We start from the raw sequence: 24,141 nt of genomic DNA, 5'->3' as shown, positions 1-24,141 counted from the left end.
TGGCGGATACGTGGACAATTTCCAGGTGAAAGTGTAACTGTTTTTGTAAGCCGGTTAAGTAATTGATTGCATTGATATCGGCCAGTTCGAAAGCCGTGGCTAATGTTACTCTTTTAAGCTGGGCTAAATCCGCTTTTGGCGGGATGATCAATACGGGGCGGGACAGAATGATCTATCACCTGCATCGTATCTCTGCCGAAGATTAAGTGGTCTAAAGAGCTATCTGTACTACTGCCGATTACAACAAGATCAATGTTATTATCCTGAATAACCGCCGCTGTATTTCGACCAAGTGAACCTTCACCAATTTGATAATCAATTTTAGGTTCAACGCCTTCTATAGTTAGATCTGCAATAATATGCCTTAGTTGACTAGCCAATTGGCCCAGCCTTACCTCGCTTTCGTCTTTACGAAAAACGAATTCTTCTACCACCCAGGGGCCACCAGCATATGTAGGAAGTATAGGGTGGTCATAATAAGTGTTGTAAAGCAATATATCTGCATTTAAATTCCTCAGAGCTTTTGCGGCGGTTTTTGCGGCGTGGTTTGCATTTTCCGAAAAGTCAGTGAGCATTAGAATTATGTTCATGGTGTAATTCTTTAGATTGTAAAGCTATCCGTTCATTATTCGCCAATAAATGATTAAGATCATTTATTGGCTTGATTACTATTATTTAAACAGTGCTATTAGTTGATCACCTTTGATAAAAAAGTCATGAACCAAACACACATCCACCTGCTGATCACGCACCTGCCTATCGTTGGTACGGCTTTGGGTGCATTTGTCCTGATCCATGGAATATGGAAAAGAAACAAAGGTACACTAATCGCTGCTTATAATGTTTTGATTGTCTCAGCAATTGGGGCCGGTATAGCCTATGCAACCGGCGAGGGTGCTGAAGAAACCATTGAACATTTAAAAGGGATATCTAAATATCTCATTGAAGATCATGAGGAGTCTGCCCTGGTATCTTTGATCGCTTTAATACTTACAGGTGGGGTTTCTCTGATTGGGCTCTTTGCAACATTGAAAAATACATCACAGGTTAGGCGTGTAGCCTTAATAGCGCTCACTGTATCCTTGATAAGCTTTGGACTGATTGCAAGGACGGGCTATTTAGGTGGGCAAATCAGGCATTCGGAAATCAGAACTGATACGATGTCTACATCAAAAGAGAAAAATGATAAGGATAATGATTGAATAGAATTATGTTTGTCAACCTTGCGCATAAACGGAGTTATTATATAGTAAATGCCATTACCTTTTATAGGTTATTGACGGCTCCGTTACTTTTGACATTATTATTTTATGAACGGCTTTCAATTTTTAAATGGTTGCTTATTGTAAGTTTTCTTACAGATGCGGTGGATGGCCATCTGGCGCGCAAATTCAAGGTGACCAGTGCGTTTGGTTCAATTCTGGATTCTGTCTCTGACGACCTTACCATCGCGGTAGCGATTATCGGTATTGTTTTGGTGAACCCTGCGTTTCTTAGACAGGAACTTGTATTAGTTGTAATTCAAGTGTTTCTCTTTTCGCGCAGATCGCGGCAGCATTATTTCGCTACCGTAAGATTAGTAGCTTCCATACCTACCTGGCCAAATTTGTTGCGGTTTTTCAGGCTGTATTCCTTATGCTCTTCTATTGGTTACCCCAACCGGTTTACATATTGTTTTACTTTGTGTCAGCTTTAACCATTCTTGATTTGTTAGAGGAGATAATACTCGTACTTATTATTCCGAAATGGGAAACTGATATAAAAGGCTTATATTGGGTAATCAAAAAAGCGCACTTCCAAAAGTGTAAAACTGCACCCCATGGTAAAAGAAATGCCGGTGACCGTGAAGCGGGCCATAGAACTAATTGGCCTGTTTGTTTTAGGAACTATTATCATAGCTGGTAATACGATCATTATGCCTTTGTTAATGGCGTTCTTCTTCAGCCTGGTACTTTTACCCGTCTTTCGTTTTTTCAGGAAGCTCAAAGTACCGGAGGTTATTGCGGTTTTTTTGCCAATATTGTTATTGACGATTGTCGTAGCGCTGATCATCTGGCTGTTTTCCAGTCAGATAGGTGCTTTGTTGGATGATTTTCCGCAGATTCAACGTACCGTGGCCAAACACCTGGATGACCTAAGTATCTGGATCAGCAAGTCATTTGGATATTCCCCGGCAGAACAAGTGAAATTCATTAATGTGCAAAGCAAAAAGTTATTCAGTTCCTTAGGCGGAGTTTTAAGCGGCGCGGCTGGATCTTTGTCTGGCATGGTTATATTTATTGGGTTATTGCCGATCTATATCTACCTGATCATTCTATATAGAAACCTTTTTTAAGATTTCTGCTGATGTGGTTTAAAAAAGAGCAGTATCTAAATGTAGAAGAAGCAGTAAGGCAAACTGAAAAAATGGTTAAAAGTTATCTTGTGGGCCTGCTGATACAGATTACCTATATCATTATTCTTTTAGGTGGCCTATTATGGTTTTTCGATATTCAGAATGCACTGCTCATTGGTATTATCTTCGCTTTTCTGAACCTGATCCCGTACCTGGGCGCCCTGATCGGCAATATTCTGGGTGTGCTGTTAACGCTCGCTTCGTCAGATAGTATTGCAGATGTGCTGATTGTATTGGGAGCTATTACAGTAGTACAATTTCTGGATAACAATATTTTAATGCCGCGTATCGTAGGGTCGCAGGTAAAAATTAATCCGCTTGTTTCCATCGTTGGTATTATTATTGGCGGAAGCATGGCGGGGCTTTCGGGCATGTTCCTGGCGATGCCGGTACTATCCATTTTAAAGATCGTGTTTGACCGTAGCGAAAATTATAGGCAATGGGGTGTATTATTGGGCGATGAGCGGCCTGTAAAGAGCCAGATGCACGTTTAACTCTCTCGGCTATATATTTTCTGGAAAGCCTTGTAGCCCTGAAAAATAACTAATGGTAACAGGCTGGCTGTTGTAGCGGACAGCCACAACTTAAATGAGAGCTGCGATAACCCTAATACTAAACGCAGGCCGGGCAGTGCAAAAACCAGTAAAAGAAGACCGCTGCAAATCAAAATGGCAATCCATATCCATTTGTTCCGGGTAATTTCATTATTTATAAATCCGGAGCCTTCCGAAGACATGTTGAATACGTGAAATAGTTGAGCAAGGGTAAGAGTGATAAACGCGATATTATTGCAGGTTTGATCATCACTATGCAGCGCTACTTTGCAATAAACAACCGCAATGACCACAGTTGAGGTGATTGAAGCCGAATGTAGTGCTATTGCCAGCCACTTTTTGTTGGTGATGATATTCTTTCCTGGTGCTCTTGGCGGTCTGGACATCACAGTCTTATCCCCTGTGCCCAAGCCCAGCGCCAATGCAGGAAATATGTCTGTCACCATATTCAGGAACAGAATTTGTAATGGCAATAACGTGGCACCAGGTATAATTATACCTAAAACGGTAACAATGAATATCTCGCTTAAGTTGCAAGATACCAGGTAGACCACAAACTTTTGAATATTTTGAAAAATCTCCCTCCCGTGCGCCACTGCCTGAACGATTGATGTAAAAGAGTCATCTTTCAAAACAATACTCGCCGTCTCTTTCGCTACCTGGGTGCCTCTGATACCCATTGCAATACCCACATCTGCATTCTTTAATGCCGGGGCATCGTTTACACCATCTCCTGTCATTGCAACTATTGATCCGGCTTGTTGAAATACATGAGCGATTTCCAGTTTCTGTTTGGGTGAAACCCTTGCAAAAACAGCAGCAGCCAAAATACGCTGCCGCCAATCATTTGTCAATAGCTCGGCCCGTGGTAACTCAGTGCCGGTAATTACCTCTTTGTCGTCCTCATCAATTAAGCTTACCTTCCGGGCAATGTTTAAAGCAGTTTTCGGGTGGTCGCCAGTGATCATCACTACCCTGATGCCTGCTTTTCTGCAACTAAGCATAGCACCTTTAATATCTACCCTGGGTGGGTCAAGAAAGCCGGTCATTCCAATGTAAATAAGGTCATTTAAATAATTGTGCGTATCAAGGTTGTTACCCGACCGGTAGGCAAATGCAAGCACCCGCAACCCTTCAGCCGCCATCTTCTCCGATTGTAGCAGGATGGATTTACGGGATGCGCTATCAAGTATTTTGATGTGTGCACCCGACTGTAAATAGTTGCATTTATCCAGCAATCTTTCAACCGAGCCTTTGGCAGCAGTGAAGTATCCTGACGATGTTTTATGTAAAGTTGCCATCATCATGATCTCCGAACTAAAGGGTACTTCTGCAATACGTACAAATTGTTTGCTTAACAAATGGTTGTCTAAACCCGCTGCAATGGCCGTTTTTATTAAGGCAACTTCTACAGGGTCACCGGAAAGTTGATCCGGCTCAGGATATTTTTCTTCAATAGTAGCATTATTGCATAAAATACCGGTTAAAAGTAGTTTGTCCAGATTTTCGGCGCTTTTAACTGCTCCGTTAGGAAATTTCAGCAGGTTGTTTTCTACTTGTGCTTTTACGGTTTCTTCCGGAAACGCCAAAGTATCGGTAAATATCTTGTTTTCGGTTAGGGTCCCGGTTTTATCAGTCAGGATAACCCCGGTGCTTCCCAACGTCTCTACGGCAGATAGTTTCTTGACAATTGCATTACGCCTGGCCATCAATAGCATACCATAGGATAACGCGACGGTAGCAACGATAGGTAAGCCTTCCGGTATAGCTGCCACTGCCAGCGCAATTGATGTTTCTATAATGGTTAATATGGCTTTGCGTTGGATAAATCCGGTTATTGAAAATATTGCGGTCATGACCAGTGTAACCCAAATCAATTTCCTACTTAACCTGTTCAGCTTTTTATCCAGCGGGGTGATTGTATCCACCGAAGTTTCTACAAGCGAAGTTATTGTGCCCAACTGTGTATTTGCCGCTATACCGGTTACTACCATTTTACCGTTACCATTAATAACTGAGGTACCCTTAAAAACCATGTTATGCTGGTCGCCAACAACGGTGTCTTTTTTTAATGTTTCAACAGTTTTATCAGTAGGAAGGGACTCGCCGGTGAGCGATGATTCTGTCGCATTGTAAACGGTTTACAGCAACTAAACGACCGTCTGCAGGTATAATATCTCCAGCTTCGAGTGGAATCAGGTCGCCTGGTACTAATTGTTCGGAGGGGATCGATCTGGATTTACCACCACGAATAACCTTTGCCGTTACTATATCCATTTTTTTAGCGCATTCATAGAGTTGCGTGCCTGAAACTCCATAAAAAAGCCGATCAGCGCATTAATTAAGATAACGGCCAGGATGGCTGTGGTTTCCAAAATATCTTTAAAGTAAAGTGAAGCGAGTGATCCGGCTATAAGGAGATAAACGATGGGGTTTTTGAATTGATATAGCAGAATTAACCAGAGACTTTTTTGTTTTTGAGTTTTATAGCTATTTAAGCCATAAACACGGCTGCGTTTTTTTGCTTCATAATAAGTAATCCCCTCAGCAGTATCGGCTTGAACCAATTTAGCAACTTCTTCAACTGTTAACGAAAACGGCTGATCTATCGGGTATTTCATGGTCATGCTGAAAATGGTTTTATTTACCGCTACTCAGGGACGGGACCTTGGCAAAATTATTTGCCATCCTTTTTTTAAAGGTTAGTAAAGGAACCTTTCCATAAAAGGAATATTCTGTGGCATTAGAAGGGAAAAATAGCTTTTCGAGCATAGGCCTGGACTGATGGGTGAATAAGACCAAAAGGGACGGTTTGCTGATCTTAACAGCGTGATCTATATCTTCCAGTAAATTATTGTTGACATCTCTTTGCAGGTTTAAAAGGCTAATTTTATAACTATTTTTTTCTGTAAGGTGGCTTCAGCCAACTCTTTGTCAAAAGCAAATTCATTAGGATAGGCGATATGTACCATCTCGACACTGGCACCAATTGGCCTGGCAAAATCGACAACCTCTTTTAATTCGTTTTCATAATCAGTCATATCCGAAGCATACAGGATGTGTTTCAGTTCTTTTAAATGGTATGCGCTTGGTATGCATATAACAGGGACAGTTGAACAGCTGATCAATTTTGCGGTATGCGTGCCGAATATTTTTGCAATAGTTCCCGCTCCACGAGTACTGATGCAGATATAAGAACAACTGTTCCTGCTGGCATAATCTGTGATGCCATCAACTACATCGATATTGGATACTAAAACTAATTCGTAGTTAATTTCGCGTTCATCGATATCATGATAAATGCCTGCAATAAATGATGACAATCTCGTCTGTCGTTTTTTTCTGAATTCAGTTGTATACGCCGCAAAAGCGTGGTCTGTCCATTTGAAGGGTTTTAAAAGATGGTATACGTGAAGGATGGTTAATTGCGCTTTACGCTGACTGGCCAGTTTAATCGCAAAACGGATAGCCGCTTTGGAATTAACGGATTGATCTGTTGTAACTAATATCTTTTCCATGATTTATTCGAGGTTTAACCGTTGTGATGTTGTTTTATTCGGCATGTATATGCGTGTTGTTTAAGAACTTAAAATAACTTTCAGCGCTTTCTCTTCGGCTGCATTGCCAAATGTATCGTATGCTTCTGCCACCTGATCTAATCTGAAACGATGTGTGATTAGTTTGGCGGGCGCTATTTTCTTTGATTGTATCGTTTTTAACAACATTGGTGAAGTCACTGTGTCCACGAGCCTGGTCGTGATAGTAATGTTTTTCGACCACAGGTCTTCCAGGTGTAAACGGACACTTTTTCCATGAACGCCAATGTTGGCGATACGGCCGCCAGGGGCAATAATCGCCTCACATAGCTCGAATGTCTCGGGAATGCCGACAGCTTCTATCGCCACATCAACGCCGGTTTGGTTGGTGAGTTTCATTACCGCTTCAATTGTATTTTCATTGCGGCTATTAATAATCTGTGTTGCACCGAATTTTCTGGCCACATTGAGCCGGTTATCATCCTGATCGATCATGATAATTTCCGCAGGTGTATAAAATTGAGCGGTAAGTAAAGTGGCAATCCCGATAGGGCCGGCACCTATTATGGCTATTGTATCTCCAGGTTGTACCTTTCCGTTCAACACGCCGCATTCAAAGCCTGTAGGTAATATATCGCTTAACATCACCAATGCTTCTTCGTCAGAACCGCTGGGTACCAGAAAAAGGCTGTTGTCTGCATGGGGGATACGAACATATTCTGCCTGCGTGCCATCAATCAGGTGTCCTAATAACCAACCGCCATCTGTACAGTGAGAATACATGCCCTTTTTACAGTAGTTACATTTACCGCAAGATGTGATACAGGATATAATCACGTGGTCGCCCGGCTTAAAATTACTAACAGTGGTCCCCACTTCTTCGATCACGCCCACGCCTTCGTGCCCTATGATCCTGCCATCGGCAACTTCAGGAACATCACCTTTCATAATGTGCAGATCTGTACCGCAAATCGTTGTTTTCAGGATTTTTACAATGGCATCGCTTGTTGATAGCAGTACCGGTTTGGGCTTTTCTTCCCAGGCTTTCTGACCTGGGCCGTGATAAACTAATGCTTTCATATTTTCTGCTTTAACTGCTTATGTTAAGCACAAAATTGCTGTTGTTTTATTTTTTTATGATGCTGGTCGTCAGGTAAATAAATGATATATATCACTATTTAAAAATGAGAGGTAATTGACTCGTTATTTGTATATTAAACATGTGGGCGGTTTATCTGCAATGGTATTGCACTTGAAGGCCTTTAGACATGTCTGCAAAGGGCAAATCATTTTGAATGATGAGGTCACCATTATAGTTGATCTTTATCCTGGCCAGGCTTAGGGCGTCGGATTAACTTTGTATCAACCGATGGATGGAATTTATTCCTGTTTCGGTAAATGATCGCGGGCAGGGATTGAACCATTGTCCGACGTCGTTGCGGAACCGGAAAAACCGGTTCCGCTTTTTTTAAATATTGCAACAGGCTTCATTATCAACCAAAGGGATTCTCTATCTTTCTCCCCCGCAGTATTATTATACCATCTGTAAGTTGTTGGCTTATAGTTTATTATTTGCTCTGTTTTTTCGTGAAATGTGATTCCGACAATCTGAATGGATATTGAATGGTGATCGTTTTATGTACATTAAATGGCAATAATTGTGTTTACAATAAGCCAACATAGTTTTGAAATATAGTTGACTTTAATTAACTCCAGTAGCAAATTTGATTTTTACCGTGATCTTCTGCGTACCTTTTTTAGCGCCAGGTCTTTTTCTTTTTCTCGCCCCTTTTTTAATATTTTAAAATTCGCGATCTGTTAAAATCTGTTAAATACCCGAGATTTCATCTAAACTACAGAATGTAAAGATACTATTGCAATAATTAAATAAACGCACCTGAAGCTGAATTGCTTTACGCAGAGATTTACCTTCAGGAGGCTTGTTTAAGTTAGTTGAGATTTATTGATATACCCCGATCTTAAATTTATGGACAGAAAAGAATTTCTATCAATTGCCGGAATTACGGCAGCGTCATTCGCACTGATTAACTGTATGGGCTGCAGTAAACAATCCGACAATGCGTCGGCAGGTATCACCGGGCCAACCGGCGTGGATTTTACACTTGACCTCAGCCTTTCGGCAAACTCGGCTTTACTCGTGAACGGCGGCTATCTTGCCTCAAAAGGTGTAATAGTGGCTAAAACAACAACCGGCAGCTATATTGCTGTTCAGCAATCTTGCACCCATGAAAGCTATCCTCTTATTTATCAGAGCAGCGGACAGCAGTTTTTTTGCAATAATCATGGTTCCGCTTTCACGGAAGCCGGAGTTGTTAAAAATTCGCCTGCAAACCGCAACCTTACCGTATATCAAACAACTTTAACCGGCACCTCGTTGCGGATATTCTCTTAACCAGTTAATAAAATGAAATTACTGATCATCTCATTATTGTTGTTTACAGGCAAGCCGGTTACATGGCTTGGTGATTTTAAGAAAGCGCAGACGGAAGCGGCAACGTCGCATAAGCTCATAGTAATAAATTTTTCCGGCTCTGATTGGTGTGGCCCTTGCATCCGGCTGCGGAAAGAGATTTTGGAATCCGAAAAATTTAATGATTTCGCTGCAGATAAACTTGTTTTGGTAAGGGCTGATTTTCCCCGCCAAAAGAAAAATCAACTAAGCAAGGAGCAGGTACAATTAAATGAAGCGCTTGCAGATAAATACAATCCTGACGGTAAGTTCCCATTTACGCTGCTTGTTGACGAACATGGTAAGGTACTAAAAGAGTGGGACGGCTATCCAAATGAGTCCACTGAACAGTTTATTGACCAGATCAAGGCGTTTGTCCAATGACAGCCATTGGCAGCGGGGCAACCGTACATCAACGTGTGCTGAAACTGATGGGTAACCGTTTTGAGATAAGCGTTGTAGGAGATGACGGGCAATGGGCCGCAAAATGTATTGATCAGGCTGTAGCGGAGATAAGCCGCATAGAAAAATTACTAACTACGTTCAGTGACGATAGCCAAACCAACCAGATCAATGCCGCCGCCGGAATAAAGCCGGTAAAAATAGATCATGAGGTTTTTCAACTTATTCAGCGTTCGCTAAGGATATCAGAGCTTACGCAGGGAGCATTTGATATTACTTACGGATCAATTGATAAAAGCCTATGGAATTTTGATGTAAATATGAAAAGTCTGCCTAATGCCGAAACCGCGCGAAATGCTGTACGACTGATCAATTATAAAAATGTGATCATGGATTCTGATCACATGACTGTGATGCTTAAAGAAAAAGGTATGCGTATAGGTTTTGGAGGAATAGGAAAGGGGTATGCAGCTGATAGGGCGAAAGCCATTTTACAGCAAAATGGAGTAAACAGCGGGATAGTAAATGCAGCCGGCGACCTGATTACCTGGGGAACACAACCTAATGGTAAGCCATGGACTATAGCAATAGCAGATCCGAATAAGCAGATGACGCCGTTTTCAACGCTCAATATCAGTGATATGGCTATTGCCACATCCGGTAACTATGAAAAGTATGCTGTGATAAATGGAAAAAAATATTCCCATACCATCGATCCTAAAACAGGTTTGCCGGTAACCGGAATTAAAAGCGTAAGCATTATTTGTCCGAGCGCGGAGTTTGCCGACGCTATGGCCACACCCGTAACAGTAATGGGGATCAGCGTTGGATTGGACCTGGTAAATCAACTACAGCAACTTGCCTGTGTGATCATCGACGACAATAACCGCCTTTACACCTCCAGTAATATTAATATTAAAAATTAGTACATGAAAAAAATACCCCTGATTAAATTAATGCTGGTAAGTAGCTTACCGGCGCTCGGCCTTACATCTTGCATGTCGGTAAAAGCATATCAGAAAAATCGCCTTAATGATGCAGAGATGGAGCTATCAGCCCGTAAATCGCAAAAGTTTGAGCAAAGTTTCCAATTGTACCGTGAAGGTGGTTCAGGAGCAAATGGCGGAAAGAGCGGCGGTGGCTGCGGATGTAATTAAAACGGCGACCGGAAATGAGGAAAATATATTTATGCGTTGCCGCTCTGTATTTAGGAATAGTTGCTTCGCATGCGCAAACTAAAGCCTTGCCCGTTAAAGATAGCAGCAATTACCAGGCACGTAAGCTTAAAATTGATGAAATTAACATCATATCTGCCTATTACCACCAGGATGGTAACAACTCGGCAGTTACGGGTGGTATCGGCACAGAAAAACTAACTGATTTTGCTAATACCTTCGATCTGCAATTATCCAAATATGGAATAGGAGGAAATAAACACACTTTTACTTTTGAATTGGGTGTTGACCATTATACGTCCGCTTCTTCAGATAAGATCGATCCCTATAGTATTTCTTCCGCATCAAGACAGGACACCCGTGTATACCCCTCGCTAAATTGGACAGTATCTAATGATAAAACGGGAAATGCATTTGGCTTAACCGGGTCTTATTCACATGAGTTTGATTACCAGTCTTTCGGTGGGGGTATCAACCTAACCAGGGTATCAAAAGATAAAAACACGCAGTTTGATTTTAAGGGACAGGTGTTTCTTGATACGTGGAAGGTTATATTGCCGGTTGAATTAAGGCCCCCTGGATATGGGTCAGGGTCAGAGAGGGACGGGCGGGGTAACGTAGACCATAGCCCCCGCAATTCATTTAGTACATCGTTTTCAATTTCGCAGGTGCTTACCACACGTTTACAGGCTTTGTTCATTATCGAACCGTCCTATCAGCATGGGTTACTGGCAACAAAATATCAACGTGATTATTTTACCGATGGATCCGAAAGGGTTGAAAACCTGCCGGGTAGCCGTTATAAATTGCCAATTGCAGTAAGGTTCAATTATTTTCTGGATGATCATTTTGTGATTAGAACGTTTTACAGGTACTACATGGACAATTGGGGGATCCGGGCGCACACAGCCGAATTGGAGATACCCATAAAGCTTACCTCTTTTGTATCGGTAAGTCCATATTATCGGTATAATAATCAGAAGGGTACAAGGTACTTTGCACCTTATGGGCAACATGATCCAACCGCTGTGTACTATACCAGCGATTACGATTTGTCAACACTCCATAGTAACTTTGTTGGTGCCAATATCAGGTTATCACCGCCAACCGGCGTATTTGGATGGCAGCATTTCAATTCGCTGGAGATCAGGGCGGGGCATTACATGCGCTCGACGGGCTTAAATTCAAATATTGTAACTTTAGCAATGAAGTTTAAATAAAGCCTTATGCATCGGGAACATCATGTAACAAGTTCAGAAACCATCAGGGATATCGTTATCGGTATGTCTGATGGTTTAACCGTGCCTTTTGCACTTGCAGCCGGGCTAAGCGGAGCAGTAAGTCTCGTCGACCCTGGTGGTTACCGCGGGTATCGCCGAAATAGTAGCCGGATCTATTGCCATGGGGTTGGGCGGATATCTTGCCGGTCGAACAGAAGCTGACCACTATCAATCCGAGTTGAAGCGGGAATATGATGAGGTTGAACGTGTACCTGAGCAGGAAAAGGCAGAAGTAAAGAAGGTATTTGCAGATTTCGGACTTTCAAATCATCTACAGGACGAGATTGCAGATGAGATGGCAAAAGACAAGAAACAATGGGTTGAATTTATGATGCGTTATGAATTGGGCCTGGAGGAACCTAATGCAAACCGCGCTACCCAAAGTGCCATCACTATTGGCATTTCCTATATTGTGGGTGGTATCATCCCGCTTTCACCCTATATCATTATTCATGAGGCGCAAGAGGCACTTTATTACTCATGCGGGGTAACAATAATTTGCTTGTTCATTTTTGGCTATTTCAAAAGTAAAATGACCGGCCAGCCTGCGTTAAGTGGCGCGTTAAAAGTGGTATTTATTGGAGCTCTTGCCGCAGGGGCCGCGTTTATTATGGCAAAGCTGATTACCGGTAAATAATGGTTATTTATCATTACCGCCGTTGATCATGTCTGAAACTATACCCTTGTCATCTTTCCGCTCAGCCAAAAATACGCCGGTCAAATGAACGAGTATAAACGCGATAATCAGGTACATACAAAAGCCGTGAACTTCTTTAACACTATGCCTGATAGCCTTAAATGGCGCTAACAGATCTTCAAATGCCAGAAATAAACCCGTTAATGCCATTATAATAAGTAAGATATAGAATGCTGCATAAACGGCTTTCACAATGAGCTCATGTTTGGCAAGTTCACGCTCTTTTCTTGTGGAATGAAACTGACGATAAAGGTCCTTTATCCGGCGGATGAATTTTTGATCGGTTACTTGAAAAAGTTCAAGGATGAGCCTGAACAGTAATAATCCCGCTAATACATAACCAAACCAGGTATGTATGCTCCAAACACTATCGCCAAGCGCATGAGCAACCGAGCCAGATTGATCGTCGGTTATTGTGGCGCCCTGGGTTTTCAGTTGCGTTTTAATTATTTTTGTTAAAGTTCTTCTGTCAGTAATAGTGGAATTGATCAAAACAGTAATTAATGAACCACTAATAACTATTGTGTTTGCCCAATGCCAAAAACGCAAGGGAGCTGAGTATACCCGGCGAGTGAGAGGCCGACTATCAGGTTGGATTATTGCCATAGTTGTTTTAACTGGAATCGGGTTATTTGTATCCTCATTTAAAATGTTTGTAAATTACCTGATAATTTTGAAGTAAGTCTGTAGTGTTGGTAATACTTCAGGTTCTCTTCAGTTTCAATTTTTAAATTTGATTAAAAAGCTTTGAAAATACTGGTAATAGAAGACGAGCAAGGTTTACGCGAAAACATCACGAGTTATTTGAATGTAGATGGTAACATTTGTGAAAGTTGTAATGCATTGACCCCCGCACTGCAAAAACTATCTGATTATGATTATGACTGTGTTTTGCTTGACATTGGCTTACCCGATGGCGAAGGGTTTGGTGTACTTGAATACTTAAGCACACAACAAAAAAGCGAAGCTGTTCTGATTATTTCTGCCCGCAACTCGCTCGATGATAAATTGAAGGGGCTCAACATAGGCGCAGACGATTACTTGACCAAGCCTTTCCATTTGGCCGAACTTAAAGCCAGGCTGATGGCTGTTTATCGCAGGAAAGCGCTAAATACCAGCAGCAAGCTGGTTTTTAATGAAATTTCAATTGATATACAGGGGCGCACTGTCGAGGTTAATAAAAATACGATAATATTAACCAGAAAAGAATATGAAATGTTACTGTACTTTATTGCCAATAAAGGTAAAGTAATTTCAAAAAATGCAATTGCGGAACATCTTTGGGGTGACGAGATGGACATGTATGATAGTTTCGATTTTATTTATACCCATATTAAAAACCTCCGGCGGAAAATTCTGGATGCGGGAGGAAGAGATTATTTAACATCTATATACGGACTTGGCTATAAATTCACTGATTGATGAGGCTGTCAGAGCATTATACCAGGACGAGTTTCTATATCACCCTGGCTGTGTTAGTGATAGGAGCAGTGATTTACTACTTCGCTATAAGTTACATTGGCACACAGCAACTTGATCGGGCGCTTCAACAACAATTAACAGAGGCTGAAGAGTATATCAGGAGCAACAATGGCAATCCGCAGCAATATGACCTTGACCGCGATCACGCTGTATTTGTTAAAACTTACAAGCAACTGTTACAGAAGCGTTTTTTTGACACTATTTATTTAAAACCGAAAGAGCAGCGATGGGAAGCGGGTAGGGCCGTAGAAGACCTCGTAAAATTAAAAAACAGCAACTACAAGGTTACAATTACTATTTCGAGGGTTGGGCAAAAAAATCTGATCGAACTCATTTCTATTATCACGCTTGCATTACTTGCCGGTTTATTGACGGTACTCTTTATAACCAATAAATATCTGCTAAATGGCCTTTGGAAGCCTTTTCAACTCACCCTAAAAGAGATCAAACAGTTCAATATCGCCGACGTTGATCAGTTTAAAGGTAAACCAAGTAAGGTGGACGAGTTTACAGAACTTAATGAAGCCATACGGGAAATGTCTTTAAGGGTAACTCAGGATTATCTTAGCCTGAAACAATTTACAGAGAATGCATCACATGAAATGATGACACCACTGGCTGTTGTAACCACCAAATTGGATACGCTAATACAGGACGAAACATTGAATGCAGCGCAATTGGCACAAATCGCAGATATTTACAGCTCAGTAAACAAGTCCAGTCGGCTTAATCACTCATTATTACTGCTGGCTAAACTGGAAAATAAGCTGATCGTTGAAGAGGAATCGATTGAACTCGATGTAATACTTGAAAGGAAAATGCTCCAATTTCAGGAACTTATGCAAAATAAGAACCTTACTGTCCGTTATAAGCTGCACCCGAAGCAGATATCGGCCAGTAAATACCTGATAGATATTTTACTAAATAATTTGTTTGGTAATGCAATCCGCCATAATGTGCCGGGTGGTGAAATTTTTATTGGTCTTGACCCATACCAACTTTCGATAAAAAATACCGGTATTGCAAATGCGCTGAACGGGCAACAAATTTTTGAACGTTTTCACAAAAGCAAAGATTCACAAGGTGCCGGACTGGGATTAACACTGGTTAAAAATATTTGCCAGCACTACGGGTATGGCATCCAATACCAATATGACGAGGGAAAGCATGCGTTTGTCATAACCTTTTAATTTCATAGCCTGTTTGTCACGTTTCTTATACATAAGCTTTAACTCCAATTTTACTTCAGATTGTCCCGATAGTTTTAACGCTATACTATTTGTATACAAGTTAAAACCGACTATTGATGAAATATTTATGTTTACTGATCTTAGTGTTTTACGCTCTGGAACTTAAAGCGCAAGATAATTATGAGATTCAGGTTTACGGTTCTGAAACCGTTGAAAAGGGTAAAACAATGTTTGAATTGCATAGCAATTATACGTTAAACGGTAGTAAAACTGTAACAACCTGGGAACTTCCTACCAATCATGTTGTACACGAAACGGTAGAGATCACCCATGGTTGGACAACCTGGTTTGAAACAGGTTTTTATATCTTTAACTCTATTGGAGATGCGGGCAGGACGGCTTACGTCGGCTCTCACATCAGGCCCAGGGTTGCCGCTCCTTCAAGCTGGAACTGGCCCGTGGGGGTAAGTATATCTACAGAATTTGGCTTTCAGAAAGCTGCGTTCTCGGCAAATACCTCCACGCTGGAAATCAGGCCAATCGTAGATAAAAAATGGAATAAGTTATATGTTTCCTTAAATCCTACCCTCGAGAAGAGTTTCAAGGGGCCCGATCAAAACCGTGGATTTACCTTTTCACCAAATGTTAAAGGGAGTTACGATGTAACAAAAGTGGTTGCCCTTGGCCTCGAGTATTATGGTAGTACCGGGCCATTTTTTCACTACGACCCAATTAAACAACAAGATCATCAGTTGTTTGTAGCCACGGACCTCAATGCAGACCCTAAATGGGAGTTTAACGGAGGAATTGGCTATGGATTTACATCGAATTCGGACCGTGCCATTGTCAAAATAATTATTGGCAGAAGATTTTAGGTGTATTAAAATGTTCTGATAACAAATAGTGACCTGAATCATTTTTCGGACTGATCAGAAGCATTCGGTTTTTAATTTGCAATGGCTCAATTTGTTTAGAATTTTCTAAACCTCTTTTAGCCCAAACTGATGGAAAGCAAAACTAACGATCAACTGAGTAATTTTTGGCAACTTTCTATTAATGATGCATTTAAACTCCTTGAAACTCAGGCAACAGGTATTGGCACTGCCGAAGCTATTAAAAGGCTTAAGCAATATGGCGCCAATACGTTAAAAAAGCTAATAAATTTAATAACCTGATCATATTATTTTCTCAGTTTAAAAGCCCGGTAACATTGTTGCTTATAGCTGCTGCTTTACTTTCCGCAGCCCTGGGAGATACCGCCGACACATTAATCATTATGATCATCGTCCTGATCAGCAGCCTTCTTGGTTTCTGGCAGGAAAAAGGTGCTGCAAGTGCGGTAAGTGAACTGTTGAAGATGGTTCAGCTACACTGCACCGTGCTACGGGATAACAGGAAGACAGAGCTTGAGGTAACTGCCGTTGTACCTGGAGATGTGATTTGCCTTTCTGCGGGAGATATTATCCCTGCCGATGGCCTTGTTTTAGAATCTGAGGCCTTGTTTGTTGATGAAGCGGCATTTACCGGCGAATCTTACCCGGTAGAAAAAATCCAGGAGTTGAAAGTGTTGACGCCCCCTTAGCCAGGCGCAACAATTGCCTGTTTATGGGTTCGAGCGTGGTAAGCGGTATTGGAAAGGCACTCATCGTGACAACGGGCCAGCAAACCGAATTTGGGAAAATATCAGATAAGCTGTCATTAAGAATTCCTGAAACTGATTTCGAAAAAGGGATAAGAAAATTTGGATATATGTTAATGGAGATCACGCTTTTGTTAGTGTTGGTGATCTTTGCCGTTAATGTGTTGCTGCATAAGCCGGCGCTTGATTCGTTTTTGTTTTCACTCGCGTTGGCGGTCGGGCTTACACCTCAATTGTTGCCTGCCATCATTAGCGTTAATCTTTCAGTTGGTGCCCGCAGCATGGCCAGCCAAAAGGTGATTGTAAAAAGGCTGAGCGCCATTGAAAACTTTGGGAGTATGAATATCTTGTGTTCTGATAAGACAGGGACAATTACAGAAGGTAAAGTTACTTTAAAAGAAACACTTGATTTTGAAGGTGTACATAGTGATAAAGTTTTTAAATATGCCTGGCTTAATGCCAGCTGCCAGCAAGGGTTTGTCAACCCGATCGATAAAGCCATCTGTTCTGTTCATTATGAGGGAAATGAAGCGAAGGATTTTTCGGCGATTACAGAAGTGCCATATGATTTTGTACGTAAACGGCTTACAGTACAAGTGAAAATCCCGGCAGCTAATATAGCCATCACGAAAGGTGCTGTGCGTCAGGTTCTTGATATTTGCAATCGGATTGAAACATCGGCAGGTATTCTTGCGGATATAGGCGACCATAAAGAAGCGATTTTAGCTCAATATCAGCTTTTAAGTGATTCGGGATTGCGCACGCTTGGAGTGTCATATAAGGAAGTGGGTCCTGATCAAATTTTCACCAGGGAAAATGAGCATGATATGGTTTTCCTTGGGTTTATAACATTGTTTGACCCGCCGCGTGCCGGTATGTCTGAAACTATTCAAAAGCTGCAACATCTCGGTGTCAGACTTAAGATTATTACAGGGGATAACGCACCGGTAGCAAGAAACCTGGCTAAACAGCTTGGGCTTTCATCCGCACAGGTCCTTACCGGTCAGGAAATACGTAATATGAGTAGTGCAGCATTGCGTCATAAGGCGCCCCTGACCCATATTTTTGCGGAGGTTGAGCCCAGCCAGAAAGAACGTATCATAAGTGTTTTAAAAAAGCAGGGAACGTGGTTGGTTTTATGGGAGACGGTATTAACGATGCGCCAGCGCTGCACACAGCCGATGTGGGTATATCAGTAAATTCGGCGGTTGACGTTGCAAAAGAGGCAGCTGATATCGTTTTATTGGATCAGGACCTAAATGTGTTATGTGACGGGATTATAGAAGGCCGTAAAACATTTACAAATACCATGAAGTATATTTTTATGGCCACCAGTGCAAATTTTGGTAATATGTTTAGTATGGCCGGTGCATCGTTATTTTTGCCCTTTTTGCCTTTGTTGCCAAAGCAGATATTGCTTACCAACCTGTTGACCGATTTTCCTGAAATGACCATATCTTCAGACAAGGTTGATGATATCAATCTTAAAACGCCGCAACGGTGGAACCTCGGTTTTATTAAACGATTTATGATCGTTTTCGGTTTATTGAGTTCCGTTTTTGATTATTTGACATTTGCCGTGCTAATTTTTATTTTGCATGCTAATCAAAGAGTTTTTCAAACAGGGTGGTTCACCGAATCGGTGGTTTCTGCAGTTTTAATTGTTTTGGTAGTACGTACCCGACTGTCATTTTTTAAAAGCCTTCCTGGCAAATATTTATCGATAACTACCATCGCAATATTGCTATTGGTGTTAATGATTCCATATTCGCCATTGGCGTCAATATTTGGTTTCGTAACACTGTCCTGGAAATACTATATGTTGATGCTTGCAACCGTTACTGCATATATTCTATCGGCTGAACTTGCCAAGAGATGGTTTTATAAAAAAATTAAGTAACCTCTTTGTCCGACGTATATAGTAATAGCTGTCTGCAAATCGCTATCATATCTTAAGATGATATTGTACCCGTGTATGGTAATGCGCATGTTAAATTCTATTTCGCGTTTAATATCAGCAACGGAATATTAATGTTTTTAGCCATTTCAAGGGTATGGCTGCCATGAAAAAGTCTTTTTATAAAGTTAAAATGGTGATGTACCATTGCCAGTATATCTATACGTTCGTTTGCGCAAAGCATTGAAAGCCCAGTCTCGATTTTGTCGGCTCTTATAATTCTTTTACTCAAGAAAGAGCATTTTTCCTGATTGGCAATAGCATTAAGTATTTGCTCTATAAATTGTTCGTTTAAGCCAGTACGGTCCGGGTGGTTGTTTACTGATGTTAAAATTAGTTCCGCAGTGAGTGGTTCTATCAATTTGTTTAAAGATTCAAGAGCAATTATATCATCCTTGGTACAAGTTAAATCGGTGGCAAACGCGATCCGTTTTATGTCATTAAACCCTGCAGTTGGTGGAACAAGTAATAACGGGAAATCAAAGCTGTTCATCATGTTTTTTACCGTGTTCCCTTGTAAAAGCGTATTTAAGCCGTCTTTGTCATGAGTGCCGGCAACCACCATGACAATATCATTTGTGGAGGATAGGGCCTCTATCATGTTATTCAAGTCTCCAAAAGAACTCTTAATGGATATGCGTGGATTGAATCTATTATCGACGTTCAAAGTTTCTGACCAGGTTGCAAGCTGGCTTTTTAGCAATTCCAGCATATCGGTACTTTCCTTGCTTAACATGTCGTATTCTTCAATCGGCCATGTGATGGTATAAGGGCTCGGTATATCAATTGGCAACAGGCAAGCATTACATAATACCAAATCAGCTTTTAAACCAAGTGACAGTTTTAAAGCATAATGCGCTGCATGCGTTGCGTAGGGAGAAAAATCAGTGAGGGAAATTATTGTTTTCATTGCCATTTTTGATATAAATGTGGAGGATAAGGCCTGCAAAATGTATGAGGAAAATCATGTAAATCGTTGATTTACATCAAGTGGATAAAATGTGCCTATGCCTAATTTTGCTATTGTACTTCAATTATTAACCTGAAAACACAGCCTATGAAAACGATCCTGGTAATTGACGATGGTTCTGCGTCTGCTACAAATGCCACGCATCTTGCCTTCAACATAGCAAAGCACATTGGAGCTAATTTAGTTTTGGCCCGGATATATCCGGTAAAACAACCATCGTTTTCTAAAGCATTGCAATTGGCGGGGCACGTTGCCGCAGATGGTTACATACCCGGTCCGTTACGGGGCCAACCGGCCAATTTTTCCGTAAAAGAAGGTGAACATATGCCGCTAATTGAAGAACTTGAAGTATCAAGCGATACGGAAGCGCAATTGATTGCTTACATCAATAAAAATTGCGTTTGGATGGTTATAAAAGGGTTACCGGAATCGGCACCATTTAATCGGGACGTTAAGGTGCAGGCGGTTTTAAACCGGATATCTTGCCCGGTGATGCTTGTTCCCCTGAAGTTTGATGGTGGTTTTGAGCGCTTGGTTTACACCGCTGATTTACGATATTGCCGGTTAAATGTTTTGAAACATCTTGCTTCTTTGGCCCAGGCCTTTCAGGCAGATCTGTTACTTGCTCATATTTCGGCAAAGGGTTTGCCCCATATAGAACAAAATTATGCGCTAACACTCTTTAGCGACGAGATAAGTAAAAAAATAGGCTATGAGAGGCTGTTTTTTAGTAATACAAAAGAACGTGATATGTCACGGGCTGTTGATGTTATGATACATAATATGCATGCCGATCTGCTGGCGGTTGTACATCACCGATTTCATTGTGAGCAGTTGAGAACCGAGGGGAGCGATACTTCTGTTCCTGTACAAGTAGGCATCCCGGTGCTTGTCTTTCCATATTGATTTACAAAGTTGAAACTGTTTTGAGTGTTCAGGATCAATTGGATAAATGACCGTCGTCACTAATTTAACCTACCAGGCATTGCATTTTTACATCATAAAAAAGATATTATGAAAATAGTTGAAATAAGCTTTGCCGCCAGTAAACAAACCCTTATTTGGCTGTTTGTTTTGTGTGTTTTTTATGCCGGTAGGAGCCATGTCAAAAAGCTATGCACCAGGAAAAACCATTATTTGCAATACAAGTGATACTTCGATCACAGCGCAGATCGCCGGGCAACTGAATGATAAGGCATTGAATAATGGCTTGTATTTTCCTGTTTCAGCTAAGCGGTTTTACGAAAAACGGGCTTTTGCTCCGGTATGGACAGTTGAACAAAAAGATCAAAATAAAACATGGGCTGCCATGCTCCTGATTGATTGTGTGTTGCAATTTGGTTTAAGGCACGAAGATTATCATCCTAAAGAGCTGCAGTATACCACCTTGCACACTATACTCGAACAACCCGGTAAAGTAAGCAACAAGCAAAAGGCCCGGTTTGAGATATTCCTCACCGACGCTATGCTCGCTTTTATGAATAACCTGCATTTCGGCAAACTGAACCCGTATTATCCGCCAGCAAAAATTGATAGGGCAACCATTAACGGCTTTAACAGCGAAGAAATATTAACTAATGCGCTCAAATTACCTGCCTTTATGGATGCAGTAGTAAAAGTGCAACCTTTAAACAAAGAGTATGCAATATTTCAACATCAGTTGCATTTGATTAAAGGGCTTTATGAAGGAGACTGCTATGAAACGCCTGAAGCCGATGTGAGAAAAATTGCTGTGAATATGGAGCGGCTACGGTGGGCCGAAATAAACGATAGTACTTATATCCAGATTAATATTCCAACTTATACATTAAAATTAGTCCTGCCGGATACAACGTTTAATTTCAAAATAGTTGTAGGGGCTCCTGCTACACCAACACCCTTAATGGTAAGTACGCTTACAGATTTTGCTACCGGAACAGGCGCTGTAAATCCCAAAACTAATCAGAGAGACAAAATGATTCCGTATAATCTGTTTTTTAAACAAAAAACAGGCAATCAAAAAAATGGTACTTATATCTATTTCATGCCCGGCAATAAGGCCGGTATAGAGTTGTTGGGTTTATCTGACAAGAATTTATTCAAGAAGCAAAAAAGAGCGACGAGTAACGGGGCGATAAGAATTGAGCGGGGAGAAGAACTTGCCAAATTGTTATTAACTACAGCTGGAAATAAAACTGACATAAAATCCATGCACCGAGCCCTGATGGATCGGGAAATTAAAGTTTTTCAACTTAAAAAGCCTGTCCCAATCAGGATCACTTATATCACTACTGCTATCGTGGATGGCCAGATTGTGAAATATGAAGATATATATAACCTTGACAGTAAGGTCGAAAATCAGCTTTATGGCCTTAAACCCGTCAATAAAACAAAGTGAGCGGTTTTAATTATGATTTTGAAAAATTATGAAAACGATTTTAGTTCCAACAGATTTTTCGGCGCAGGCAAAAAATGCGGCAAGTTATGCTGTAAATATTGCGCAAATTATCAGAGCAGGCGTAATATTATGCCATGCTATAAAAGTACCTGACGAGATCACCGATGGCAAATCAGGTGGCCTGGCCGCTCGAAGATTATAATTCCCTCAAAGAAGAGACAACGCAGGAACTGCAAAGCTTGTCGGCTGCATTATTGCATGACATCCACTCAGATGAAGCGGTCGGCGATCGCGAGTTTATAAACACGCGTAGTGCTACAGGTGATGTGGTGGATGTAATCAGAAACGTGGTAGAAGAGCAAAAATGCGTTATGGTGGTTATGGGCATGTCGGGAGCCGGGGCCATAAGCAGGTTTTTCTTGGGTAGCAATACACAGGACGTGATCAATAAAGCTTCCTTCCCGGTTTTGCTGATCCCGGCAAATGCTCATTTTCATCCCATATTTAAAATCGCTTTCGCTACAGATCTGAACGATAACGACATTGAACTAATTCATTCGGTAGCAAGCCTTGCCTATTATTTTAATGCCGAATTATTAATAGCACATATTACCGATGATAAAATTGAAGAGGGAGATGATAAGCGTAAAGTAGATGATTTTTTGAAGGAGGTGACCTGCAAAGCCAATTACGCTAAAGTTTATTACAGACATATAAAAAGTGTAGATGTAATGCATGGCCTCGACTGGCTAAGCGAACATGGCACAGTTGATATGCTTGTTACGGTGCACCGTAAAGTAAATTCGCTTGAAAAGCTTTTTGGCATCAGTTATACCCAAAAACTTTCACATCATATAGAGATTCCGTTGCTGGTGCTGCCTGAGGGATTATCTGCCGTACATTTTTAGTGTTTTTAGGCCGTGAATTAGGATCGAAAACTTTTACGCAGCAGGGATATATTATAAAATCTCACGCCCATCTTAACAGGCGTTTGCAGCCTTAAAAAAGCAATATGAAGTCATATTAATAATGGCCGGTAATATATGGTAAGCCTATTGTTTGTTCTGTCAATTTGTAAGCCTACCGAAACATATGGAATCGTTAATAAACCTGATGACCTGATTAATTTAACATGTAACGTCACTAATGGTCAAATTGAAGAGTTTAAGGCCAATTGCTATCAGAGAGAGGGCGTTGGCATATATTCAATGTTGCGGCAGGTTAAATGGAATAAAGATAAAGCTTTGTTTTAATTATAATTAGTGATGTCTAAAGAGAGCAATAAATCTGAGATCGCATTCCTGGAGGGACCCCATTCGCGATTTAAAGAGCTACGTTTTACGGTCGAAACAATGTGGGAATTTATAAAAGGATTCCGTGCATTACATTTTATTGGCCCCTGCATTACGGTATTTGGTTCGGCCAGATTTAAGGAAGACCATCCTTATTATGAACTGACCCGGAAAGCTGCTGCCGAATTTGCGAAACTCGGTTTTACAATTATGACAGGGGAGGGCCCGGACTTATGGAAGCGGCTAATAGGGGAGCTAAGGATGTTGGTGGCCGGTCTGTTGCCTGTAATATCCAGCTTCCTGTAGAGCAGAAGCCTAACCAATACCTCGATAAATGGGTTTACATGAAACATTTTTTTGTAAGGAAGGTGTTATTGGTCAAATACTCTTTTGCCTTTGTTGTTATGCCTGGGGGATACGGTACTATGGACGAATATTTTGAAGCGCTTACCCTGATCCAAACACACAAGATAAAAGACTTCCCGGTGATTATTTTCGGTAAAGAATACTATTGCAAACTTGTTGAACATATCGATCTCATGAAGGCTAATGGAACAATAGGGCCTGGTGATATGAAGTTGTATCTGATAACTGATGACATAGCAGAAGCCGTTAGTTTAATTTCCGAAAAGTGCATCAAAACGTTTGGGCTAAAGCCGGCAAAGCCAATCACTCCTATAAAGTGGCTTTTGGAACACATTTAATAGTTTTATTATCAATATCGC

The 24,141-nt window shown here is 41.1% G+C and carries 31 protein-coding genes and 1 pseudogene; 23 read left to right on the top strand and 9 right to left on the bottom strand.

What is annotated here, in order from left to right:
• Positions 1-113: 113 nt before the first annotated feature.
• Positions 114-590 carry a universal stress protein gene (locus ACRQ5D_RS24205; protein ID WP_432326860.1) on the bottom strand — a complete coding sequence of 159 codons (477 nt, stop codon included), beginning with the start codon at positions 588-590 and terminating at the stop codon, positions 114-116.
• A 126-nt stretch (positions 591-716) separates the two neighbouring features.
• Here ACRQ5D_RS24205 and ACRQ5D_RS24200 point away from each other — a divergent pair, with 126 nt between their 5' ends.
• The 4 genes from ACRQ5D_RS24200 to ACRQ5D_RS24185 all read left to right on the top strand — a co-directional run bounded on the left by ACRQ5D_RS24200 (position 717) and on the right by ACRQ5D_RS24185 (position 2,889).
• The gene (locus tag ACRQ5D_RS24200; protein WP_091164210.1) at positions 717-1,202 is read left to right on the top strand and encodes a hypothetical protein; all 486 of its coding nucleotides are present in this window, start codon (positions 717-719) and stop codon (positions 1,200-1,202) included.
• 8 nt (positions 1,203-1,210) lie between these two features.
• Positions 1,211-1,696, top strand: coding sequence for a CDP-alcohol phosphatidyltransferase family protein (locus ACRQ5D_RS24195; RefSeq protein ID WP_432326858.1), 486 nt, complete (start codon positions 1,211-1,213; stop codon positions 1,694-1,696).
• Positions 1,697-1,819: 123 nt separating this feature from the next.
• Complete coding sequence (locus tag ACRQ5D_RS24190; protein WP_431200618.1) at positions 1,820-2,335, top strand: AI-2E family transporter; 516 nt, start codon at positions 1,820-1,822, stop codon at positions 2,333-2,335.
• Positions 2,336-2,346: 11 nt separating this feature from the next.
• The gene (locus ACRQ5D_RS24185) at positions 2,347-2,889 is read left to right on the top strand and encodes an AI-2E family transporter (RefSeq protein WP_431200617.1); all 543 of its coding nucleotides are present in this window, start codon (positions 2,347-2,349) and stop codon (positions 2,887-2,889) included.
• Here the strand turns inward: ACRQ5D_RS24185 and ACRQ5D_RS24180 are convergent.
• The 6 genes and pseudogenes from ACRQ5D_RS24180 to ACRQ5D_RS24155 form a co-directional block, all read right to left on the bottom strand.
• Complete coding sequence (locus ACRQ5D_RS24180) at positions 2,886-3,422, bottom strand: cation transporting ATPase C-terminal domain-containing protein (protein WP_432329845.1); 537 nt, start codon at positions 3,420-3,422, stop codon at positions 2,886-2,888. The two genes, ACRQ5D_RS24185 and ACRQ5D_RS24180, sit on opposite strands and share 4 nt — an antisense overlap.
• Positions 3,423-3,449: 27 nt before the next feature.
• Positions 3,450-5,063, bottom strand: a pseudogene (locus ACRQ5D_RS24175) (cation-translocating P-type ATPase); the annotation flags it as partial.
• Entirely contained in the window at positions 5,038-5,226 is a 189-nt protein-coding gene (locus ACRQ5D_RS24170; protein ID WP_432326856.1) for a hypothetical protein, read from the bottom strand. The pseudogene ACRQ5D_RS24175 and the gene ACRQ5D_RS24170, both read right to left, overlap by 26 nt.
• Positions 5,217-5,570 carry a cation-transporting P-type ATPase gene (locus ACRQ5D_RS24165; RefSeq protein ID WP_431200615.1) on the bottom strand — a complete coding sequence of 118 codons (354 nt, stop codon included), beginning with the start codon at positions 5,568-5,570 and terminating at the stop codon, positions 5,217-5,219. Before ACRQ5D_RS24165 ends, ACRQ5D_RS24170 begins: the two co-directional genes overlap by 10 nt.
• A 255-nt stretch (positions 5,571-5,825) precedes the next feature.
• Positions 5,826-6,467: a universal stress protein gene (locus tag ACRQ5D_RS24160; protein ID WP_432326854.1), complete on the bottom strand. Its 642-nt coding sequence runs from the start codon at positions 6,465-6,467 to the stop codon at positions 5,826-5,828.
• A 60-nt stretch (positions 6,468-6,527) separates the two neighbouring features.
• Positions 6,528-7,565 (bottom strand): zinc-dependent alcohol dehydrogenase family protein, encoded by a 1,038-nt coding sequence (locus tag ACRQ5D_RS24155; RefSeq protein ID WP_091164219.1) that lies wholly within the window; start codon positions 7,563-7,565, stop codon positions 6,528-6,530.
• Positions 7,566-8,472: 907 nt separating this feature from the next.
• On the opposite strand from ACRQ5D_RS24155, the gene ACRQ5D_RS24150 reads away from it, so the two are divergent.
• The 7 genes from ACRQ5D_RS24150 to ACRQ5D_RS24120 are packed head-to-tail and all read left to right on the top strand — an operon-like array spanning position 8,473 to position 12,449.
• Complete coding sequence (locus ACRQ5D_RS24150; protein ID WP_091164221.1) at positions 8,473-8,898, top strand: ubiquinol-cytochrome c reductase iron-sulfur subunit; 426 nt, start codon at positions 8,473-8,475, stop codon at positions 8,896-8,898.
• A 12-nt stretch (positions 8,899-8,910) separates the two neighbouring features.
• Complete coding sequence (locus tag ACRQ5D_RS24145; RefSeq protein ID WP_091164223.1) at positions 8,911-9,339, top strand: thioredoxin family protein; 429 nt, start codon at positions 8,911-8,913, stop codon at positions 9,337-9,339.
• Entirely contained in the window at positions 9,336-10,283 is a 948-nt protein-coding gene (locus ACRQ5D_RS24140; protein WP_243770778.1) for an FAD:protein FMN transferase, read from the top strand. The genes ACRQ5D_RS24145 and ACRQ5D_RS24140 overlap by 4 nt, the downstream gene beginning before the upstream one ends.
• Before the next feature lie 3 nt (positions 10,284-10,286).
• Positions 10,287-10,514, top strand: a complete 228-nt coding sequence (locus ACRQ5D_RS24135; protein WP_090526062.1) for a DUF4266 domain-containing protein — start codon at positions 10,287-10,289, stop codon at positions 10,512-10,514.
• Positions 10,515-10,528: 14 nt separating this feature from the next.
• The gene (locus ACRQ5D_RS24130; RefSeq protein ID WP_091164228.1) at positions 10,529-11,752 is read left to right on the top strand and encodes a DUF3570 domain-containing protein; all 1,224 of its coding nucleotides are present in this window, start codon (positions 10,529-10,531) and stop codon (positions 11,750-11,752) included.
• 6 nt (positions 11,753-11,758) lie between these two features.
• Positions 11,759-11,974 carry a VIT1/CCC1 transporter family protein gene (locus ACRQ5D_RS24125; protein WP_432326851.1) on the top strand — a complete coding sequence of 72 codons (216 nt, stop codon included), beginning with the start codon at positions 11,759-11,761 and terminating at the stop codon, positions 11,972-11,974.
• Entirely contained in the window at positions 11,889-12,449 is a 561-nt protein-coding gene (locus tag ACRQ5D_RS24120) for a VIT1/CCC1 transporter family protein (RefSeq protein WP_432326849.1), read from the top strand. The genes ACRQ5D_RS24125 and ACRQ5D_RS24120 overlap by 86 nt, the downstream gene beginning before the upstream one ends.
• Before the next feature lie 3 nt (positions 12,450-12,452).
• On the opposite strand, the gene ACRQ5D_RS24115 is transcribed toward ACRQ5D_RS24120, so the two are convergent.
• Positions 12,453-13,115 carry a cytochrome b/b6 domain-containing protein gene (locus ACRQ5D_RS24115; RefSeq protein WP_091164233.1) on the bottom strand — a complete coding sequence of 221 codons (663 nt, stop codon included), beginning with the start codon at positions 13,113-13,115 and terminating at the stop codon, positions 12,453-12,455.
• Between the two features lie 141 nt (positions 13,116-13,256).
• Between ACRQ5D_RS24115 and ACRQ5D_RS24110 the strand changes: the two genes are divergently transcribed.
• The 7 genes from ACRQ5D_RS24110 to ACRQ5D_RS24080 all read left to right on the top strand — a co-directional run bounded on the left by ACRQ5D_RS24110 (position 13,257) and on the right by ACRQ5D_RS24080 (position 18,720).
• On the top strand, positions 13,257-13,931 hold the full coding sequence (locus tag ACRQ5D_RS24110; RefSeq protein ID WP_091164237.1) for a response regulator transcription factor: 675 nt from the start codon (positions 13,257-13,259) through the stop codon (positions 13,929-13,931).
• Positions 13,931-15,181 carry a sensor histidine kinase gene (locus tag ACRQ5D_RS24105; RefSeq protein WP_129570051.1) on the top strand — a complete coding sequence of 417 codons (1,251 nt, stop codon included), beginning with the start codon at positions 13,931-13,933 and terminating at the stop codon, positions 15,179-15,181. The genes ACRQ5D_RS24110 and ACRQ5D_RS24105 overlap by 1 nt, the downstream gene beginning before the upstream one ends.
• A gap of 116 nt (positions 15,182-15,297) precedes the next feature.
• Positions 15,298-16,056, top strand: coding sequence for a hypothetical protein (locus tag ACRQ5D_RS24100; protein WP_091164241.1), 759 nt, complete (start codon positions 15,298-15,300; stop codon positions 16,054-16,056).
• Positions 16,057-16,185: 129 nt separating this feature from the next.
• The gene (locus ACRQ5D_RS24095) at positions 16,186-16,356 is read left to right on the top strand and encodes a cation-transporting P-type ATPase (protein WP_432326846.1); all 171 of its coding nucleotides are present in this window, start codon (positions 16,186-16,188) and stop codon (positions 16,354-16,356) included.
• A gap of 101 nt (positions 16,357-16,457) precedes the next feature.
• Positions 16,458-16,763: an HAD-IC family P-type ATPase gene (locus tag ACRQ5D_RS24090; RefSeq protein ID WP_432326844.1), complete on the top strand. Its 306-nt coding sequence runs from the start codon at positions 16,458-16,460 to the stop codon at positions 16,761-16,763.
• A 23-nt stretch (positions 16,764-16,786) separates the two neighbouring features.
• Positions 16,787-18,019: an HAD-IC family P-type ATPase gene (locus ACRQ5D_RS24085; RefSeq protein WP_432326843.1), complete on the top strand. Its 1,233-nt coding sequence runs from the start codon at positions 16,787-16,789 to the stop codon at positions 18,017-18,019.
• Positions 17,959-18,720: an HAD-IC family P-type ATPase gene (locus ACRQ5D_RS24080; protein ID WP_432326841.1), complete on the top strand. Its 762-nt coding sequence runs from the start codon at positions 17,959-17,961 to the stop codon at positions 18,718-18,720. The genes ACRQ5D_RS24085 and ACRQ5D_RS24080 overlap by 61 nt, the downstream gene beginning before the upstream one ends.
• A 97-nt stretch (positions 18,721-18,817) precedes the next feature.
• Here ACRQ5D_RS24080 and ACRQ5D_RS24075 read toward each other — a convergent pair whose 3' ends face one another.
• Positions 18,818-19,687, bottom strand: coding sequence for a universal stress protein (locus ACRQ5D_RS24075; RefSeq protein ID WP_176844400.1), 870 nt, complete (start codon positions 19,685-19,687; stop codon positions 18,818-18,820).
• Between the two features lie 147 nt (positions 19,688-19,834).
• On the opposite strand from ACRQ5D_RS24075, the gene ACRQ5D_RS24070 reads away from it, so the two are divergent.
• The 5 genes from ACRQ5D_RS24070 (at position 19,835) to ACRQ5D_RS24050 (ending at position 24,120) form a co-directional block, all read left to right on the top strand.
• Complete coding sequence (locus ACRQ5D_RS24070; protein ID WP_091164247.1) at positions 19,835-20,653, top strand: universal stress protein; 819 nt, start codon at positions 19,835-19,837, stop codon at positions 20,651-20,653.
• Between the two features lie 196 nt (positions 20,654-20,849).
• Positions 20,850-22,124, top strand: a complete 1,275-nt coding sequence (locus ACRQ5D_RS24065) for a hypothetical protein (RefSeq protein ID WP_431200609.1) — start codon at positions 20,850-20,852, stop codon at positions 22,122-22,124.
• A 28-nt stretch (positions 22,125-22,152) separates the two neighbouring features.
• Entirely contained in the window at positions 22,153-22,326 is a 174-nt protein-coding gene (locus ACRQ5D_RS24060; protein WP_431200608.1) for a universal stress protein, read from the top strand.
• Positions 22,289-23,032, top strand: coding sequence for a universal stress protein (locus ACRQ5D_RS24055; RefSeq protein WP_431200607.1), 744 nt, complete (start codon positions 22,289-22,291; stop codon positions 23,030-23,032). Before ACRQ5D_RS24060 ends, ACRQ5D_RS24055 begins: the two co-directional genes overlap by 38 nt.
• A gap of 617 nt (positions 23,033-23,649) precedes the next feature.
• A complete protein-coding gene (locus tag ACRQ5D_RS24050; protein ID WP_432326837.1) occupies positions 23,650-24,120 on the top strand; it encodes an LOG family protein in 471 nt (156 codons plus the stop codon).
• Positions 24,121-24,141 lie beyond the last annotated feature (21 nt).

Source organism: Mucilaginibacter sp. P25 (assembly GCF_050859465.1).
In the GTDB taxonomy this organism is placed as follows: Bacteria; Bacteroidota; Bacteroidia; order Sphingobacteriales; family Sphingobacteriaceae; genus Mucilaginibacter; species Mucilaginibacter gossypii.
This window is presented reverse-complemented; position numbering and strand designations above follow the sequence as displayed.

Bases quoted from the DNA above. Each gene is read 5' to 3' on its own strand.
- ACRQ5D_RS24150 (WP_091164221.1), top strand. From the start codon at position 8,473: ATGGACAGAAAAGAATTTCTATCAATTGCCGGAATTACGGCAGCGTCA.
- ACRQ5D_RS24155 (WP_091164219.1), bottom strand. From the start codon at position 7,565: ATGAAAGCATTAGTTTATCACGGCCCAGGTCAGAAAGCCTGGGAAGAA.
- ACRQ5D_RS24080 (WP_432326841.1), top strand. From the start codon at position 17,959: ATGGGAGACGGTATTAACGATGCGCCAGCGCTGCACACAGCCGATGTG.
- ACRQ5D_RS24195 (WP_432326858.1), top strand. From the start codon at position 1,211: ATGTTTGTCAACCTTGCGCATAAACGGAGTTATTATATAGTAAATGCC.
- ACRQ5D_RS24050 (WP_432326837.1), top strand. From the start codon at position 23,650: ATGGAAGCGGCTAATAGGGGAGCTAAGGATGTTGGTGGCCGGTCTGTT.
- ACRQ5D_RS24145 (WP_091164223.1), top strand. From the start codon at position 8,911: ATGAAATTACTGATCATCTCATTATTGTTGTTTACAGGCAAGCCGGTT.
- ACRQ5D_RS24190 (WP_431200618.1), top strand. From the start codon at position 1,820: ATGGTAAAAGAAATGCCGGTGACCGTGAAGCGGGCCATAGAACTAATT.
- ACRQ5D_RS24125 (WP_432326851.1), top strand. From the start codon at position 11,759: ATGCATCGGGAACATCATGTAACAAGTTCAGAAACCATCAGGGATATC.
- ACRQ5D_RS24105 (WP_129570051.1), top strand. From the start codon at position 13,931: ATGAGGCTGTCAGAGCATTATACCAGGACGAGTTTCTATATCACCCTG.
- ACRQ5D_RS24090 (WP_432326844.1), top strand. From the start codon at position 16,458: ATGATCATCGTCCTGATCAGCAGCCTTCTTGGTTTCTGGCAGGAAAAA.
- ACRQ5D_RS24085 (WP_432326843.1), top strand. From the start codon at position 16,787: ATGGGTTCGAGCGTGGTAAGCGGTATTGGAAAGGCACTCATCGTGACA.
- ACRQ5D_RS24055 (WP_431200607.1), top strand. From the start codon at position 22,289: ATGGCAAATCAGGTGGCCTGGCCGCTCGAAGATTATAATTCCCTCAAA.
- ACRQ5D_RS24115 (WP_091164233.1), bottom strand. From the start codon at position 13,115: ATGGCAATAATCCAACCTGATAGTCGGCCTCTCACTCGCCGGGTATAC.
- ACRQ5D_RS24140 (WP_243770778.1), top strand. From the start codon at position 9,336: ATGACAGCCATTGGCAGCGGGGCAACCGTACATCAACGTGTGCTGAAA.
- ACRQ5D_RS24095 (WP_432326846.1), top strand. From the start codon at position 16,186: ATGGAAAGCAAAACTAACGATCAACTGAGTAATTTTTGGCAACTTTCT.
- ACRQ5D_RS24205 (WP_432326860.1), bottom strand. From the start codon at position 590: ATGAACATAATTCTAATGCTCACTGACTTTTCGGAAAATGCAAACCAC.
- ACRQ5D_RS24165 (WP_431200615.1), bottom strand. From the start codon at position 5,570: ATGAAATACCCGATAGATCAGCCGTTTTCGTTAACAGTTGAAGAAGTT.
- ACRQ5D_RS24100 (WP_091164241.1), top strand. From the start codon at position 15,298: ATGAAATATTTATGTTTACTGATCTTAGTGTTTTACGCTCTGGAACTT.
- ACRQ5D_RS24185 (WP_431200617.1), top strand. From the start codon at position 2,347: ATGTGGTTTAAAAAAGAGCAGTATCTAAATGTAGAAGAAGCAGTAAGG.
- ACRQ5D_RS24075 (WP_176844400.1), bottom strand. From the start codon at position 19,687: ATGAAAACAATAATTTCCCTCACTGATTTTTCTCCCTACGCAACGCAT.
- ACRQ5D_RS24060 (WP_431200608.1), top strand. From the start codon at position 22,153: ATGAAAACGATTTTAGTTCCAACAGATTTTTCGGCGCAGGCAAAAAAT.
- ACRQ5D_RS24130 (WP_091164228.1), top strand. From the start codon at position 10,529: ATGAGGAAAATATATTTATGCGTTGCCGCTCTGTATTTAGGAATAGTT.
- ACRQ5D_RS24135 (WP_090526062.1), top strand. From the start codon at position 10,287: ATGAAAAAAATACCCCTGATTAAATTAATGCTGGTAAGTAGCTTACCG.
- ACRQ5D_RS24160 (WP_432326854.1), bottom strand. From the start codon at position 6,467: ATGGAAAAGATATTAGTTACAACAGATCAATCCGTTAATTCCAAAGCG.
- ACRQ5D_RS24065 (WP_431200609.1), top strand. From the start codon at position 20,850: ATGTCAAAAAGCTATGCACCAGGAAAAACCATTATTTGCAATACAAGT.
- ACRQ5D_RS24200 (WP_091164210.1), top strand. From the start codon at position 717: ATGAACCAAACACACATCCACCTGCTGATCACGCACCTGCCTATCGTT.
- ACRQ5D_RS24170 (WP_432326856.1), bottom strand. From the start codon at position 5,226: ATGGATATAGTAACGGCAAAGGTTATTCGTGGTGGTAAATCCAGATCG.
- ACRQ5D_RS24070 (WP_091164247.1), top strand. From the start codon at position 19,835: ATGAAAACGATCCTGGTAATTGACGATGGTTCTGCGTCTGCTACAAAT.